Origin of the sequence: Jeotgalicoccus marinus DSM 19772 (assembly GCF_000425825.1) — a bacterium.
Lineage (GTDB): Bacteria > Bacillota > Bacilli > Staphylococcales > Salinicoccaceae > Jeotgalicoccus > Jeotgalicoccus marinus.
The window spans coordinates 306,775-323,806 of sequence record NZ_KE384460.1; the positions used below are offsets into that span (position 1 = coordinate 306,775).

Consider the following 17,032-nt stretch of genomic DNA (forward strand, 5'->3'; position numbering starts at 1 on the left):
TAGAGGTGGTTATTATTTACGTCAAAGATTTTCTTAAGATGTTAGAATTTCAACGTAATTTTTCACCCCATTCTATTAAAAGTTATGATCATGATATTCATGAATTCATAACTTTTTTATGGACTGAGAATTTATCTGTTAAAGAATTTAAATATGGTGATGCTAGAAGCTATTTGTCTAGTCTATATGACCGGGGCTTAAAAAAAGCGACAGTATCTAGAAAGATATCGTCACTTAGAAGCTACTATAATTATTTATTAGATAGAGATGCTGTTGAAATTAACCCATTTTCGAACTTACCATTCCCTAAAAAAGAAAGTCAGTTACCTGATTTTATGTATGATAATGAGATTAATGCTCTTTTTGACTCGATGGACACTGGTCACAAAATGTATCTGAGAGACCGTGCAATCATCGAACTCTTATATGCGACAGGCATTAGGGCAAGTGAGCTAATTAACATAAAATTGAGTGACATTGATTTTACTGCTCAAGCACTCAAGGTATTAGGGAAAGGTCGAAAGTGGCGTGTTGTTCCTTTTAACAACAGTACACGTGAAAGTCTTAAAGACTACCTTGATGAATTTTCTACACCCATTAAAGGAATCGATACAATATGGATCAACCAACGTCAAGGTCAGTTAACTGTACGTGGCTTAAGACACATTATTGATATGGTTGTTAAGAGAAGTGCCTTACATCTAGATGTACACCCACACACCTTCAGGCACACATTTGCAACCCATCTATTAAATAACGGTGCAGATTTACGTGCTGTACAAGACCTCTTAGGTCATGAGTCTTTATCGACAACTCAGCGCTATACCCATGTGACGACAGAACAAATAAAAGCGACATATTTAAATGCCCATCCGGGCAATAAGAAGAGGTGACAAGATGACAACGATATTTGCATTAAAACACAAGGGCCAAGTCGCCATGGCTGGAGACGGTCAGGTAACGCTTGGTAATCAGGTTGTTATGAAACATACAGCTAAGAAAGTCAGACGCCTATTCAACGGCAAGGTCGCTGCAGGATTTGCGGGTAGTGTGGCCGACGCGTTTACACTATCTGAAAAATTTGAAGCGAACCTCTATGAATATAATGGGAATTTAACTCGTGCTGCTGTAGAACTTGCTAAGGATTGGCGAGGGGATAAGATGCTGCGACAACTTGAAGCGATGCTCATTGTGATGGATAAGGATAATCTTCTCCTAGTCTCTGGTACAGGAGAGGTCATCGAACCAGATGATGGTATATTGGCCATTGGTTCTGGCGGTAACTATGCACTTGCTGCTGGACGTGCGCTTGTGAAATACGGGGATCATCTAGATGCTAAAACAATTGCCAAAGAAAGCTTGGAACTGGCAAGTGAAATTTGTGTCTTTACAAATGGCAATATAATAGTAGAAACAATTGACTAAATATAAAGGTGAGATGTATGTCTAACAGAAATCTTTCTCCAAAAGAAATCACTAGTCGTCTCGACGAGAGTATTGTCGGACAAAGTGAAGCAAAAAGAAAAGTTGCAATCGCTATGCGTAACCGCTATAGACGTATGCTTTTAGATGATGAGCTACAAGAAGAAGTTATTCCTAAAAATATTCTAATGATAGGACCGACAGGTGTCGGTAAGACGGAAATTGCTAGACGGATTGCAAAAATTACTGGCAGTCCTTATACAAAAGTTGAAGCAACTAAGTATACTGAGGTCGGCTATGTTGGACGAGATGTTGAGTCCATGGTCAGAGATTTAGTCGAAGCATCTGTCAGAATGATTAAAGAACAGAAGAAAAATGAAGTCGAAGACGATGCTTTGAACCTTGCGAATGAAAGACTTGTTGGGCTATTAGCTCCAGGTAAAAAAATTAAAAAGCCTGCTTCTAATAACCCTTTCGAAATGTTGATGAATCAATCCAATCAAGATGAAGAGATTGAAGAAGTCGATGATAGTGTTAGAACAAAGAGAAGAGATATCAAAAGCCAGCTTGAAGCTGGTCAGTTAGAAGATGAAAAGGTTACGATCGAAGTGACTGAAGAATCCAACCAACTTGGTATGATGATGCCAGGAATGGATAATAACGGTATGGGGGACATGTTACAAAACCTGATGCCTAAGAAAAAACAAAAGCGTACAATGACAGTTAAAAAAGCACGTCAGTATTTAAAAGACGAAGAAGCTGAGAAGTTAATCGATGGTGAAAATGTAAATGATGAGGCAATCGAATTAGCTGAAACAACGGGTATTATTTTTATCGATGAAATAGATAAGATCGCTAAAGGTAGTCAAAACTCGGGTGACGTTTCTCGTGAAGGTGTACAAAGAGATATTTTACCGATCGTCGAAGGATCACAAGTCCAAACGAAATACGGTACGATTAGAACGGATTACATTTTGTTCATCGGTGCAGGTGCTTTCCATGTTGCTAAACCAAGTGACTTAATTCCAGAATTACAAGGGCGTTTCCCACTAAGGGTTGAGCTGAACAAGTTGTCAGTTGATGACTTTGAAAAAATCTTAAGGGAACCGAAAAACTCTCTCTTAGAACAGTATCAAGCCTTACTACAAACTGAGGATGTGACAGTCACATTCACTGATGAAGCAGTAAGAACCTTAGCTGAGATTGCCTATAATGTGAACACATCAAATGATGATATTGGTGCGAGACGCTTGCATACAATTTTAGAAACCCTGCTTGAAGAATTGCTATTTGAAGCAAGTGATATCAAAGGGGCACAAGTTGAAATAACTAAGCAGTATGTTGAATCTAAGTTATCCCATATTTCAACTGATAAAAACTTAAGCGAATTTATATTATAACTAATAGGAGTGAATGAAATGGTCAGTTTATTACAAAAAACACGTGAAATTAATGCACTAATTCAAAGCAGTTCAAGCATTAAGGTAGATTTCGAAGAGGTTGCAGACAAGGTCAGCCGTACTCTAGAATGTAATGCCTTTGTCGTATCAAAGAGGGGTAAGTTACTCGGTGTTGGACAAATCGAAGCGATCGACAATGCGCGTATCGTTGAGATGTTAGAAAACAGACAGTTCCCTGAGTACTATGTCAGCCAAATTATGCGTTTAACAGAAACACGTGAAAATATTGCTTTTGAAGATGAGTTAACAATTTTCCCGACAGAAGATTCCTACCAAGATTCAGAAACATGCATCGTACCGATATACGGTGGGGGTAATCGCTTAGGAACTCTAGTATTAGGACGTAGTGAAACAGAGTTTTCTGAAGATGACTTAGTGTTAGCAGAATATACAGCGACTGTTGTTGGTATGGAAATTCTCCGCGAGAAAAACGATGAGATTGAACAAAAAGCCCGTGATAAGGCAAGCATCTCTATGGCAATCCGTTCATTATCTTACTCAGAAAGAGAAGCAATTGAGCACATCTTTGATGAGCTAGATGCGGATGAGGGCTTACTCGTCGCTTCTAAGATTGCAGATAGAGTGGGCATTACGCGTTCTGTAATCGTTAATGCACTTCGTAAGTTAGAAAGTGCAGGTGTGATCGAATCACGTTCACTTGGTATGAAGGGTACATTTATTAAAGTTAAAAAGGAAGACTTCCTACCTGAATTAAGAAAAGAAAGCTAAGCTTGCACGACTTTTAGAAATATGATATTATATAAAACGGTCATTAGACCAAATACGCACAACTTTGTAGGGGCTTGACCGGTGCCTTTTTAGGTGGTCACGTAGCGCAAAGTTGGAGGTATAAACCATTTAGGAGGAAACAAATCATGGCAGTAATTACTATGAAACAATTGCTTGAAGCAGGTGTACATTTCGGACACCAAACTCGCCGTTGGAACCCTAAGATGTCTAAATACATCTTTACGGAACGTAACGGTATCTACATTATCGACTTACAAAAAACAGTTAAGAAAGTTGCAGAAGCTTACGATTTCGTAAAATCTGTATCTGAAGAAGGCGGACAAATCCTGTTTGTAGGAACTAAAAAACAGGCTCAAGACGCTATTAAAGAGGAAGCTGAACGCGCTGGCCAACTTTACGTTAACCAACGTTGGTTAGGTGGAATCTTAACGAACTATCAAACAATCAGTAAACGTATCAAGAGAATTTCTGAAATCGAAAAAATGGAAGCTGACGGCACATTTGACGTACTTCCTAAAAAAGAAGTCGTTGAACTTCGTAAAGAGTATGCACGTTTAAACAAATTCCTAGGCGGAATTCGTGACATGAAGAAAATGCCAAGTGCAATTTTCATCGTTGACCCACGTAAAGAACGTAATGCAATCGCTGAAGCGAAAAAATTAAACATTCCTATCGTTGCAATGGTAGATACAAACTGTGACCCAGATGAGGTTGACTACGTAATCCCAGCAAACGACGATGCAATCCGTGCTGTAAGATTAATGACTAGTAAGATGGCTGACGCTGTTTTAGAAGGTCAACGCGGAATTTCTGATGAAGAAGTTGCAGAGGAACAAAATATCGACTTAACAGAAGAAGAAGCTTCAGCTGAGACTTCAGAAGATAACGAGTAATAAGTAAGAACAATCTTGGTGATAAGCGTCAAAACTTATCACCTTTTTTTAAAACAAAGTTATGGAGGACTGAGAACATGGCTATTTCAGCAAAATTAGTTAAAGAACTACGTGAAAAAACTGGCGCAGGTATGATGGATTGTAAAAAAGCGCTCATGGAAACAGATGGTGACATCGACAAAGCAGTAGACTACCTACGTGAAAATGGTATTGCTAAAGCTGCTAAAAAAGCAGATCGTATTGCTGCAGAAGGTGCTGTTTACATCACTTCTGAAGGTAACGATGCTGTAATCGTTGAAGTTAACTCTGAAACAGATTTCGTTGCGAGAAACGAAAGCTTCCAAGAACTAGTTAAAAAGATTGCTTCTCACATCCTAGCAACTAAACCTGCAGATGTTGAAGAATTATATAACTCTGAAATCGATGGTGAGTCAGTAACTTCTGTAATGAACAATGCTGTTGCAACTATCGGTGAAAAATTAAGCATCAGACGTTTTGCAGTTGAGACAAAAACTGATGATGATGCTTTTGGTCAGTACATGCACATGGGTGGACGCATTGGTGTACTTACAGTTGTTGAAGGTACAACAAGTGAAGATGTAGCTAAAGATGTTGCAATGCACGCAGCTGCATTAAACCCTAAATATGTTTCACGCGACCAAGTTAACCAATCTGAGCTTGATCACGAACGTGAAGTATTGCGTCAACAAGCCTTAAATGAAGGTAAACCTGAAAATATCGTTGACAAAATGGTTGAAGGTCGTATCCGCAAATATCTTGAAGAGATTTGCTTAGTAGACCAACCATTTGTTAAAGATTCAGACCAAACAGTACAACAGTACTTAGATGCACAAAAAGCGTCACTACGTACTTTCGTTCGCTATGAACTCGGTGAAGGTATGGAGAAACGTGAAGAAAACTTTGCTGACGAAGTACTTGGTCAGGTTAAAAAATAAGCTTTTTTAAAAGACACTTCGGTGTCTTTTTTTCTAAGTTGAAAATTTAAGGAAAAGGATTGAAATACATGGCTGAAACTTCTAGATTCAATCGTATCGTTTTAAAGTTAAGTGGTGAGGCACTTGCTGGTGATGACGGCTTTGGTATCAACCCTGTTGTCATTAAAAATATTGCAGAGCAAGTTTCAGAAGCACAAAAACTCGGTGTAGAAATGGCAATCATCGTCGGCGGTGGCAATATTTGGCGAGGTAAAATCGGTAGCGATTTAGGTATGGACCGTGGGACTGCTGACTACATGGGCATGCTTGCAACTGTAATGAATTCTTTAGCACTACAAGATAGTCTAGAACAGCTCGGTCATGAAACACGTGTGCTGACTTCTATCGAAATGAAACAAGTCGCGGAACCTTATATTAGAAGACGTGCGATACGTCACTTAGAAAAGGGTCGCATTGTTATCTTTGCGGCTGGTATTGGTAATCCATACTTCTCTACAGATACTACAGCTGCACTTAGAGCAGCAGAAGTAGAAGCTGATGTTATCCTAATGGGTAAAAATAACGTTGATGGCGTGTATTCTGCAGATCCTAAAACAAATAGTGATGCAGTTAAATACGAGAAACTAACGTATATGGAGATGCTACAAAATAATTTACAGGTGATGGATTCCACTGCATCATCGTTCTGTATGGACAACAACATTCCGCTTGTGGTATTTTCAATTACAGAAGACGGTAATATCAAACGTGCTGTATCAGGAGAAACGATCGGTACAACAATTACAAAGTAATAGGAGAAGATATTATAATGAGTGAAGCTGTGTTAAAAACGACAGAAGAAAAAATGGACAAGTCTATTGATAACCTACAAAGAGAACTTGCTGGCATTAGAACAGGAGCTGCAAACTCAAGCATGCTTGACAGAGTATCTGTGGATTACTACGGTGCACCAACACCAATCAACCAATTAGCAAGTATTTCAGTGCCTGAAGCACGTATGCTAGTTGTTCAACCTTATGACAAAAGTTCAGTAGATGATGTCTTAAAAGCAATACAAATTGCAGACCTTGGTGTTAACCCAACAAGCGACGGGACATTAATCAGAATTACTGTGCCTCAGCTTACAGAAGAGCGTCGTAAAGAGTTTGTTAAAGATGCACGTAAAGAAGGCGAAAATGCAAAAGTTGCCATCCGTAATGTACGTCGTGATTCTAATGATGAATTAAAAGCAGCTGAAAAAGCAGGCGATATTTCTGAAGACGAATTACGTAATTACACAGACGATGTTCAAAAACTCACTGATAAGTTTATCGCTAAAGTAGATTCGTTATGTGACGATAAAGAGAAAGATATCTTAGCAGTTTAACTTTCAAACAGGTAAGGGGACTTACCTGTTTTTTTATTGATTAACTATGTTAAAATTAAATAATTGATAAGTATATAAAAATGTACAAAGCAACATATACAGCACGGAGGATCGTCATGTTTAATTCCGAAAAAATTAAAGCAGAGACAAATAGACCACTACCTGAACATATCGCTATGATTATGGATGGTAATGGCAGATATGCGAAGCGTATGGGAATGCCTAGAATTAAAGGGCATTATGAAGGGATGCAAAATGTTAAACGCATCGTCCGGCACGCAGCTAACATCAACATAAAGTACTTAACACTATATGCCTTTTCAACAGAGAATTGGACACGACCAAAGAGTGAAGTGAAATACCTGTTAAAGTTGCCGACTGACTTTTTAGGTACGTTTTTACCTGAGCTCATGGAGAAAAACGTTAAGGTCACAACAATTGGTGATTTTAATGCTTTACCTATACATACGAAGAAGGCAGTACAAACCGCAATAGATAAGACTGAGAATAACACAGGATTGAATCTAATCTTTGCCTTGAACTACGGCAGTAGAGACGAAATTCAAGACGCTCTAAAAGCGATGATTAGAGACGTAGAACAGGGGCACTTATCTATCGATGATATTGACAATCAAAAAATTGACGATTATTTGATGACAAGAGATATACCAGACCCAGAAATGATTATTAGAACGTCTGGGGAATATCGCTTAAGTAATTTTCTATTATGGCAATCCTCTTACAGTGAATTATTTTTCTCGCATACGTTTTGGCCAGAGTTTACTACTGAAGAAATGGATGAACTGATTTCCCAGTACCAAAACAGAGAAAGGCGTTTTGGAGGATTGAATGAGGAGGAGGATGTGAATGAGGACTAGAACAGTAACTGCAGTTATTGCACTGTTGTTATTTATCCCAATTGTCATTATTGGCAATTGGCCATTGTTGATTCTTGTTTATCTGATGGCAATTACTGGCCTGTATGAGATATTAAAGATGAATCACATTCATATCATTTCATTACCAGGTATCTTATCCTTAATAGGACTCTGTATGATTTTAATACCTAAGGAATCTTTCTCTCCCTTAGTCGGTGAATTTCAACTGGAAATCATTGTTGGACTCGCACTGATTATGCTATCGACAACGGTGGTCTCTAAAAATAGATTTACTTTTGTCGACATGGGCTTTTGTGTTCTAGCAGTCGCCTATATAGGGATTGGTTTTATGTACTTTTATGAAACTAGAGAAGCAGGTATCTTTTATATTCTATATGCGCTATTAATCGTTTGGTTAACAGACACCGGTGCTTATCTTTTCGGTAAGGCATTTGGTAAAAGAAAACTATGGCCACAGATTAGCCCGAACAAAACTATTGAAGGCTCACTTGGTGGTACATTGATTTCCACACTCATTCCAATCATTTTTGTTTCTTTTGGATGGTTAGAAGGATCATTATGGTTTCTTATTCCATTTACAATAATTCTTAGCATATTTGGCCAGATGGGGGATTTAGTTGAGTCAGCCTTAAAACGTCACTTTGATGTTAAGGACTCTGGTAATTTTCTACCTGGCCACGGCGGTATTTTAGACCGTTTTGATAGCTTTATATTCGTGTTACCACTCATGAATATTCTGCCGATTATTTCATAAAATAGGTGAATAAAATGATTAAGACAATTTCTATATTAGGTGCGACAGGGTCTATTGGTACTCAAGCGCTTGATGTCATAAAAAATAATCCGGAACACTTTAGACTCGGGGCCATATCTATCGGGCGTAATATAAATCGTTTAAGAGAAATTTTAACTGATTTCACGCCACACTTGGTATCTGTACAAGACGAAAGTGTAGTAAAAGATTTAACATCAGATTATCCACATATTGAATTTACCTATGGAGAACAAGGTCTTTTGGATGTTGCGTCATCCTCATGTGATATACTACTTACCGCTATCATGGGAAGTATCGGCTTAAAGCCGACCTTAAAAGCCATCGACAATAAGACAACCATTGCGCTTGCTAACAAGGAAACACTCGTTGCAGCCGGCGATATTGTAATGCGTCGTGCTAAGGAAAATAATGTATCGATTATCCCCGTTGATTCTGAGCATTCTGCACTCTTTCAATGCCTAAAGGGTGAGAACATTAAAGAAGTTGAACAGTTAATTATCACTGCGAGTGGTGGATCTTTTAGAGATTTAACACGTGAAGAACTAACGCATGTCACCTTAAAAGATGCCCTAAATCATCCAAACTGGTCTATGGGACAAAAGATTACCATTGATTCAGCGACGATGATGAACAAAGGTTTTGAAGTCATCGAAGCCAAGCACCTCTTTGATTTACCGACAGAAAAAATCCAAACGGTACTTCATAAGGAGAGCATCATTCATTCAATGGTAGAGTTTATTGATAATAGTATGATTGCGCAACTTGGTAATTCAGATATGCGTACAGCGATTCAATATGCCTTCACGCATCCAGAGCGTCTACATAAGAACAATCCATTAAAACTATCGGAACTACATCAATTGAACTTCAAACCAATGGATTTTCACCGCTTTAAAATGTTAAAATTCGCATACGATGCACTCGAGGCTGGTGGGACGCTAGCGACTGTTATGAATGCAGCGAATGAATTTGCTGTTGGTCAATTTTTACAAGGTCAGATTAGCTTTTTAGAAATTGAAGAAATTGTTGAACGTCGCATGATGATGCATGACAATATTCAAAACCCAGATCTTGAGACAATCTTAAGCCTTGACGCTCAGTATAAATCTAATATGAGGTGACATAAGTGGCAGGAATTTTAGCATTTATAGTAGTCTTTGGGCTCCTCGTTACCGTCCACGAATTTGGTCATATGTTCTTTGCAAAAAGAGCGGGTATAATGTGTCCAGAATTCGCAATCGGTATGGGTCCGAAGATTTTCTCTTATAAATATAATGATACACAGTACACCATTCGTCTATTACCGATTGGTGGCTATGTAAGAATGGCTTCAAAAGATATGGAAATCAATCCATTAAATGCAGGCATGAGAGTACAAGTTAAGTTAAATAACAGAGATGAAATTACACATGTTCTCCTAGATGATAAACACAATTTCCAATTTGCAGAAGAGCTTGAGGTGATCGATAGCGACATTTCAGAAGAAATGTACATTCGTGCTTACAGGCTAACAGACAATCAAGAAGTGACTTATTACTTTAGCGAAGAGACATACTTTGTTGAGGATGCAGAACTTGAACGTATCGCACCACTTTCCGGTCGATTTGAATCGAAGTCAGTCTGGCAACGTTTCCTCACTTTATTTGCTGGACCACTTTTCAATTTCTTACTTGCCTTTGTCTTATTTACAATTCTGTTTTATATACAAGGTAAGGCAAGTGATGAACCGATTGTTGGTCAAGTAGTTGAAGACACACCCGCTGAAGAGATTAATCTTGAATCGGGAGACCGCATCTTAGAAATTGATGGTCAAAAAGTGGAAAGCTGGTCTCATATGACTAGCCTAATTCAACAAGGCCAAGGTGAATCTCAAGAACTATTGATCGATTCAGATGGACAACAGAGAACTGAAAACCTTGAACCTGTGATTGAATCAACAGAATTACCTGACGGAACAGTAAATGAAAGACTGATTATCGGCGTTGGTGCCTACTTTGAAAATGGTATTATCGCTCCGATATGGTGGGGGATTCAAGAAACTGTCTCAAGTATGAGTTTGATCTTCGAACTTGTTGTAAGAATGATTGGTACTATTTTTGCGGGTACATTCAGCTTTGATATGTTGAATGGTCCAGTTGGAATATATAAGGTTACAGAGACAGTTGCCGCACAAGGCATACTTGTTTTAATGAGATTTACCGCACTCTTAAGTGTGAATTTAGGTATAATGAACTTATTACCAATTCCTGCTTTAGACGGTGGACGTATTTTATTCGTTTTATATGAAGGAATCTTCAGACGTCCATTAAACCGTAAGGTAGAATTGAACATACAACTTATCGGCGTACTATTCGTCTTAATCATCATGGTGCTGGTCACCTGGAATGATATTAAAACATTTTTCTTATAGGAGTGGATTTAAATGAGGCAATCACAAATGTTCATCCCAACTATGCGGGAAACACCAACAGAAGCTGAGAGTTTAAGTCATCGCCTGATGCTAAAATCCGGCATGATTAAACAACTCGCACGAGGTATTTATGCCTACTTGCCGATTACCCAATTAGTATTAAACAACATCCAAGACATCGTCCGCGAGGAAATGATGGCAATTGGTGGTGCTGAAGTCCACTTACCTGTACTGCATCCACAAGAACTCTGGGAAGAGTCAGGCAGATGGGATGCTTATGGTAAAGAACTCATGCGTTTAGAAGACCGTCATGGTAGAGGATTTGCACTCGGACCGACTCATGAAGAGGTCATTACAGATCTTGTACGTGATGAGTTAAAGAGTTATAAGAAATTACCACTGACACTCTTTCAGATTCAGACAAAATTCCGTGACGAGCTAAGACCAAGATTCGGACTCCTACGTGGACGTGAATTTATAATGAAAGATGCTTATTCATTCCATATTGATGAAGCATCATTAGACCAAACATACAATGATATGTACAATGCATATTCACGCATTTTTGACCGTTTAGATTTAAACTATAGAGCGGTTGAAGCGGATGGTGGTTCTATTGGAGGTAGTCATACTCACGAATTTATGGCCTTAGCCGATATTGGTGAAGATACGATTGTCTATACAGATGAGAGCGATTATGCTGCAAATATTGAAAAGGCAGTATCACCAAAACCAACAACGGTGAGTGAAGCAGAATTAAAAGATGTAGAAAAACTAGAAACACCAAATATTGCAACTGTTAAAGCGTTAGCAGAACTTTTAGAGACTGACTTAACACTTACAACCAAGACAATGGTGGTTAAGGTCGATGATGGTCTTAAAATGATAGTCATTAGAGGGGACCAGGAACTCAACGATGTTAAAGTGAAAGCCTTCTTTAATTCAGTTATCGTTGAGATGGCTACTGATGAAGAAATTCGACATGAATTAAACGCTTCACCAGGGTCCCTTGGCCCAGTTAATGCAACAATTCCAGTTTACATCGATTATCAAGTTGAAGTGATGAAGAACTATCCAGTTGGCGCAAATGAAACGGGTTACCATCTATTAAACGTTAACCATGGCCGTGATTTTACTCCAGACGGCACAGGAGATTTCCGCTTTATTAATGAAGGGGAAATGGTTGAAGATGGTTCAGGTCCAGCAAAATTCATGCGCGGTATTGAAGTTGGACAGGTCTTTAAACTCGGCACTAAATATTCAGAGTCGATGAACTTTAACGTCCTTGATCAGAATGGACGTTCAACACCAGTCTTGATGGGTTGTTATGGCATCGGTATTTCACGTGTATTATCAGCTGTCGTAGAAAGTCATCATGACGATAAAGGTATCTTCTGGCCGAAGTCTATTACACCATTTGATATCCATATCATTACAGCTAATACAAAAGATCAGACTATCGTAGACACAGCAGCGGAGCTCTATGACATTTTATCGAAAAACTATAGAGTACTTTACGATGATCGTAACGAGCGTGCAGGTGTTAAATTTGCCGATTCTGAATTGATTGGCTTACCAGTAAGAATTGTCGTTGGCCGCGGCGCTAAAGATGGCGTTGTTGAAGTAAAAGGTCGACGAGACGAAGAATCTACTGAAGTGCAAATCGCTGACTTAACATCATACCTTACTGACAATAACTACGCGTAAATCTTTGATTTACGCGTTTTTCTAAGGCGTGTATATAGAATTTTTAACCGGGAGTGTTATGTAAGTGGAAGGACAAGATAAATTAAGTATTTTGCTTCAGCGGGCGAATATCCAACAGAATAACTATTTAGAAGATGCATCACTGACAAAAGTTGTTGTCGATGATCAGTCTCGTAAGTGGCAGTTTCATTTGAAAACGTCTAGAATCATTCCGAGCACACTCTATCAGCTCATGAATCAAAATATTAAAGCAGCTTTTAAAGATATCGCGACAACAGAATTGATTATGTCATCGGCAGATTTTGATGAACAGACTGTCTTAGATTATTTTGATATTGCAGTAGATAGTTTAAATATAAACGACAATATAAAGCATCAGTTAAAGGGAACTGCAAAAAAACTACAAGATGAAACCCTTTTTATTGCGGTTAAGAATAGTATTGAAGAAGCGCACTTTAACAAACATATCAACGGCAACTTAACGACGGCCTATAAATATTTTGGTATTCATCTACAAGGTGTAAAAGTGACCGTCGATGATGAACTTCAAAACACTCGTACAGAAGCGCTAGAAAATAGAATCAATGATGAAAGAGAAGCGCTGATATCTGAATTCATTAATAGACGTGAACAAGAGAGTGAAGCAGAAGACACTAAAAAAGATGTTCAAAAACAAATCGGTAAACCGCAGACATTTGACGGAGTACGGCCATTAGAAAACATTTTTGATGAGGAAAACAGTGTCAAAATAGAAGGTCATATTTTTGATAAGGAAATCCGTGAGCTAAAAAGTGGCCGTCAAATTTTACAATTAAAGCTAACGGACTATACGGATTCTATTATGGCTAAGATGTTCTCTCGCCATGGTAAAAACGATGAGGATGTATTCGGTGCTTTAGAATTTGGAGATTGGGTGATTATTGAAGGCCGTGTTGAATACGATGAATTTACACGTGATATGGTCTTAAATATTAGAAATCTTACCGCAGTCAATAAGAAACCGAAAAAAGATTATGGAGATGAAAAACGCGTAGAATTACACCTTCATTCTGCCATGAGTCAAATGGATGGTATGACGAGTATCAGTGAATACATCAAACGCGCGAAATCTTTCGGACACGATGCTCTAGCGATTACAGACCATAACAATGTTCAAGCCTTTCCAGAAGCCTTTAATGCAACTGCAGGTGATGAGGACTTTAAGATGATTTTTGGCATGGAGGGCATGCTCGTCGATGACGGTGCACCAATTGCCTATAGACCTCAGAATTATAATCTAGACACACATGATTTTGTGGTCTTTGACGTCGAGACAACAGGACTATCATCTAAATATGATCAAATTATCGAACTTGCTGGAGTTAAGGTAAGAAACGGGGAAGTTGTAGATAAGTTTGAACGTTTTGCAAATCCAGGTGAAAAATTAACTGAACTGATCAAAGAATTAACAGGTATCACAGATGATATGCTTGTCGGAGCCCCTGATATTAGTGAAGTCATTACTGACTTCAAAGAATGGGTCGGAGATGCAATTTTTGTTGCTCACAATGCGAGCTTTGATATGGGCTTTATAGATGAAGCTTATGAAAAACAAGGTTTTGGTGAATCTACAAATGGTGTCATTGATACCTTAGAGTTGTCACGTACAATTAATACGAAGATGAAAAAGCATGGATTAAATATCTTAGCTAAGCACTATAACGTAGATTTAACTCAGCACCATAGAGCCATTTACGACGCCGAAGCGACAGCTTATATCTTTATTAAGATGATGGCACAGCTAAAAAGAGACTACGGTGTAACGAATCACCAGGATATTAACCGTAGCTTATCGAATAGTGATTCATATAAACGTGCTATGCCTTCTCACGTGTCGATTCTTGTAGAAAATAATACTGGCTTAAAGAACCTCTTTAAAATAGTCAGCCTATCATTAACGGATAATTTCTATAAATCACCTAGAATTAAAAGACAAGTACTAGAAGAGCACCGTGAGGGCTTACTTATCGGTAGTGCGTGTGATAACGGTGAGGTCTTTACTGCTATGATGCAGAAGTCTTATGAAGAAGCGAAGAAAAAAGCGTATTTCTATGATTATATAGAAGTCTTTCCAAAACCACTCTATCAGAGACTTTTAGACCGTGAAGTTGTCAGAGATGAAGCGGTCTTAGAAGAAATAATAGAAAACATGATTAAGCTTGGTAAGGACCTTGACAAACCAGTCGTTGCAACAGGTAATGTTCACTACTTAGATGAGTCAGATAAGCTTTCTCGTGATATTTTAGTCAAATCAAATCCTGGTAATCCCTTATCAAGAGGGAACCTACCCGATGCTCACTTTAGAACGACAGATGAGATGTTAGAGCTGTTCGACTTTTTAGATGAAGATACAGCCTATGAAATCGTTGTGACGAACACACGTAAAATCGCGAGTAAAATTGATAGAGTTGAAGTGATTAAGAAAGATCTCTTCCCACCTAAAATTGAAGGAGCAGAACAAGAAATTAGAGATATGTCATACAACAATGCTAAGGCGATTTATGGTGAAGATGTGCCTGAAATTGTTGTCGAGCGTTTAGAGAAAGAACTTGAGAGTATTATTGGTAACGGCTTTGCCGTCATCTATTTAATATCACATAAACTTGTAAAACGTTCACTTGATGATGGTTATCTCGTAGGTTCAAGGGGTTCAGTTGGTTCGAGCTTAGTTGCCACTATGACCGAGATTACGGAGGTTAACCCTTTACCACCGCATTACGTTTGTCCAAAATGTAAGCAGTCTGAGTTCTTTACAGATGGTTCAGTCTCTTCTGGTTATGATTTACCGGACAAACAGTGTGAAAACTGCCAAGTCGACTTGATTAAAGAAGGCCAAGATATTCCTTTTGAAACCTTCCTTGGCTTTAAAGGGGATAAAGTTCCAGATATTGATTTAAACTTCTCTGGTGTTTATCAACCTAAAGCGCACAACTATACGAAAGAATTGTTTGGTGAGGACTATGTCTACCGTGCGGGAACGATTGGTACAGTTGCAGAAAAAACGGCCTTTGGTTATGTTAAAGGGTATTTAAACGATAATGGTCTGCATAAGCGTGCTGCTGAAATTGACCGGCTCGTCATTGGCTGTTCTGGTGTAAAACGTACAACAGGTCAGCATCCAGGTGGGATAATTGTTGTTCCAGATGACATGGATATTTATGACTTTACGCCGATCCAATATCCTGCAGATGATATTGAAGCAGAATGGAAGACGACACACTTTGACTTCCACTCTATTGATAATAACTTATTGAAACTGGATATACTTGGACACGATGATCCGACTATGATTCGCATGCTACAAGACTTATCTGGTATCGATCCAACAACAGTACCAACTGATGACAAGGCAACGATGGGGCTGTTTTCATCACCGAGTTCACTCGGTGTGGACCAAGATCAGATTTTATGTAAGACCGGAACCTTAGGTATACCAGAGTTTGGTACAGGGTTCGTGCGTCAGATGTTAGAGGACACGAGACCGACAACGTTCTCAGAACTCGTACAAATTTCAGGATTATCTCACGGTACCGATGTTTGGTTAGGCAATGCCCAAGACCTCATTAGAAAAGGGATTTGCGACTTATCTAATGTAATTGGTTGTCGTGACGATATCATGGTGACCTTGATGTACAAAGGACTTGAACCGAGTCTAGCCTTCAACATTATGGAGAAGGTGCGTAAAGGTAAGGGACTCACTCCCGAACACGAACTTGCCATGAGAGAAAACGGCGTTGAGAGCTGGTACATCGATTCTTGTAAGAAAATCAAGTACATGTTCCCGAAAGCCCATGCCGCAGCTTACGTATTAAACTCAGTACGTATTGCTTATTTTAAAGTACATCATCCACTCTATTATTATGCATCGTACTTTACAGTCCGAGCATCAGACTTTGATTTGTTAACGTTCGTAAAAGATAAAGATACGATCCGCCATAGAGTCAAAGAGATGAATGCAAATTTCCAAGAACTCTCTAAAAAAGAGAAAGATACATTAGTCGTCTTAGAGCTTGTGAATGAAATGACGCAACGTGGCTATAGAATGCAGCCAGTCAACGTCGACAAATCACATGCGACGGACTTCATCATTGAGGGTGATACGCTAATTCCGCCTTTTGAATCTGTTCCAGGACTTGGGCGTTCTGTGGCGAACCGTATCGTTGAGTCAAGAGAAGATGGTGGCTTTATATCTAAAGAAGACTTGAACAAGAAAGCAGGTGTATCTCAAAAACTTATCGACTACTTAACAGAGCTCGGAAGTTTAGATCACCTTCCAGACAAAGCGCAGTTGTCAATCTTTGACATCTAGTGTTCTTGCGGTCGTTAAGCACGTGTGATATAATATTATTGATTTA

14 protein-coding genes are annotated in these 17,032 nt (G+C 38.8%); all 14 read left to right on the plus strand.

The features are described 5' to 3' along the window. The first annotated feature begins 11 nt into the window (after window positions 1–11). The 14 genes from xerA (at window position 12) to H624_RS0110750 (ending at window position 16,986) form a co-directional block, all read left to right on the plus strand. Entirely contained in the window at window positions 12–893 is an 882-nt protein-coding gene (gene xerA, locus H624_RS0110685; protein WP_281170744.1) for a site-specific tyrosine recombinase/integron integrase, read from the plus strand. Between the two features lie 4 nt (window positions 894–897). Further along, on the plus strand, window positions 898–1,425 hold the full coding sequence (gene hslV / locus H624_RS0110690) for an ATP-dependent protease subunit HslV (RefSeq protein WP_035857275.1): 528 nt from the start codon (window positions 898–900) through the stop codon (window positions 1,423–1,425). 17 nt (window positions 1,426–1,442) lie between these two features. Further along, the gene (gene hslU / locus H624_RS0110695) at window positions 1,443–2,822 is read left to right on the plus strand and encodes an ATP-dependent protease ATPase subunit HslU (protein WP_035857277.1); all 1,380 of its coding nucleotides are present in this window, start codon (window positions 1,443–1,445) and stop codon (window positions 2,820–2,822) included. A gap of 18 nt (window positions 2,823–2,840) precedes the next feature. Continuing rightward, window positions 2,841–3,611 (plus strand): GTP-sensing pleiotropic transcriptional regulator CodY, encoded by a 771-nt coding sequence (gene codY, locus H624_RS0110700; protein ID WP_026867596.1) that lies wholly within the window; start codon window positions 2,841–2,843, stop codon window positions 3,609–3,611. 146 nt (window positions 3,612–3,757) lie between these two features. Continuing rightward, window positions 3,758–4,525: a 30S ribosomal protein S2 gene (rpsB, locus tag H624_RS0110705; protein WP_026867597.1), complete on the plus strand. Its 768-nt coding sequence runs from the start codon at window positions 3,758–3,760 to the stop codon at window positions 4,523–4,525. A gap of 77 nt (window positions 4,526–4,602) precedes the next feature. After that, entirely contained in the window at window positions 4,603–5,481 is an 879-nt protein-coding gene (gene tsf, locus H624_RS0110710; RefSeq protein WP_026867598.1) for a translation elongation factor Ts, read from the plus strand. Window positions 5,482–5,549: 68 nt separating this feature from the next. Next, on the plus strand, window positions 5,550–6,272 hold the full coding sequence (pyrH, locus tag H624_RS0110715; protein WP_026867599.1) for a UMP kinase: 723 nt from the start codon (window positions 5,550–5,552) through the stop codon (window positions 6,270–6,272). A 17-nt stretch (window positions 6,273–6,289) separates the two neighbouring features. Further along, window positions 6,290–6,847 (plus strand): ribosome recycling factor, encoded by a 558-nt coding sequence (gene frr / locus H624_RS0110720; protein ID WP_026867600.1) that lies wholly within the window; start codon window positions 6,290–6,292, stop codon window positions 6,845–6,847. 80 nt (window positions 6,848–6,927) lie between these two features. Further along, the gene (locus H624_RS0110725) at window positions 6,928–7,725 is read left to right on the plus strand and encodes an undecaprenyl pyrophosphate synthase (RefSeq protein WP_026867601.1); all 798 of its coding nucleotides are present in this window, start codon (window positions 6,928–6,930) and stop codon (window positions 7,723–7,725) included. Continuing rightward, a complete protein-coding gene (locus H624_RS0110730; protein WP_026867602.1) occupies window positions 7,715–8,500 on the plus strand; it encodes a phosphatidate cytidylyltransferase in 786 nt (261 codons plus the stop codon). Before H624_RS0110725 ends, H624_RS0110730 begins: the two co-directional genes overlap by 11 nt. A gap of 17 nt (window positions 8,501–8,517) precedes the next feature. Next, window positions 8,518–9,642, plus strand: a complete 1,125-nt coding sequence (locus H624_RS0110735) for a 1-deoxy-D-xylulose-5-phosphate reductoisomerase (protein ID WP_026867603.1) — start codon at window positions 8,518–8,520, stop codon at window positions 9,640–9,642. Window positions 9,643–9,647: 5 nt separating this feature from the next. Then, complete coding sequence (rseP, locus tag H624_RS0110740) at window positions 9,648–10,931, plus strand: RIP metalloprotease RseP (RefSeq protein ID WP_026867604.1); 1,284 nt, start codon at window positions 9,648–9,650, stop codon at window positions 10,929–10,931. A gap of 12 nt (window positions 10,932–10,943) precedes the next feature. Further along, window positions 10,944–12,638 carry a proline--tRNA ligase gene (locus H624_RS0110745; RefSeq protein ID WP_026867605.1) on the plus strand — a complete coding sequence of 565 codons (1,695 nt, stop codon included), beginning with the start codon at window positions 10,944–10,946 and terminating at the stop codon, window positions 12,636–12,638. 64 nt (window positions 12,639–12,702) lie between these two features. Continuing rightward, the gene (locus tag H624_RS0110750) at window positions 12,703–16,986 is read left to right on the plus strand and encodes a PolC-type DNA polymerase III (protein WP_026867606.1); all 4,284 of its coding nucleotides are present in this window, start codon (window positions 12,703–12,705) and stop codon (window positions 16,984–16,986) included. Window positions 16,987–17,032: the final 46 nt, after the last annotated feature.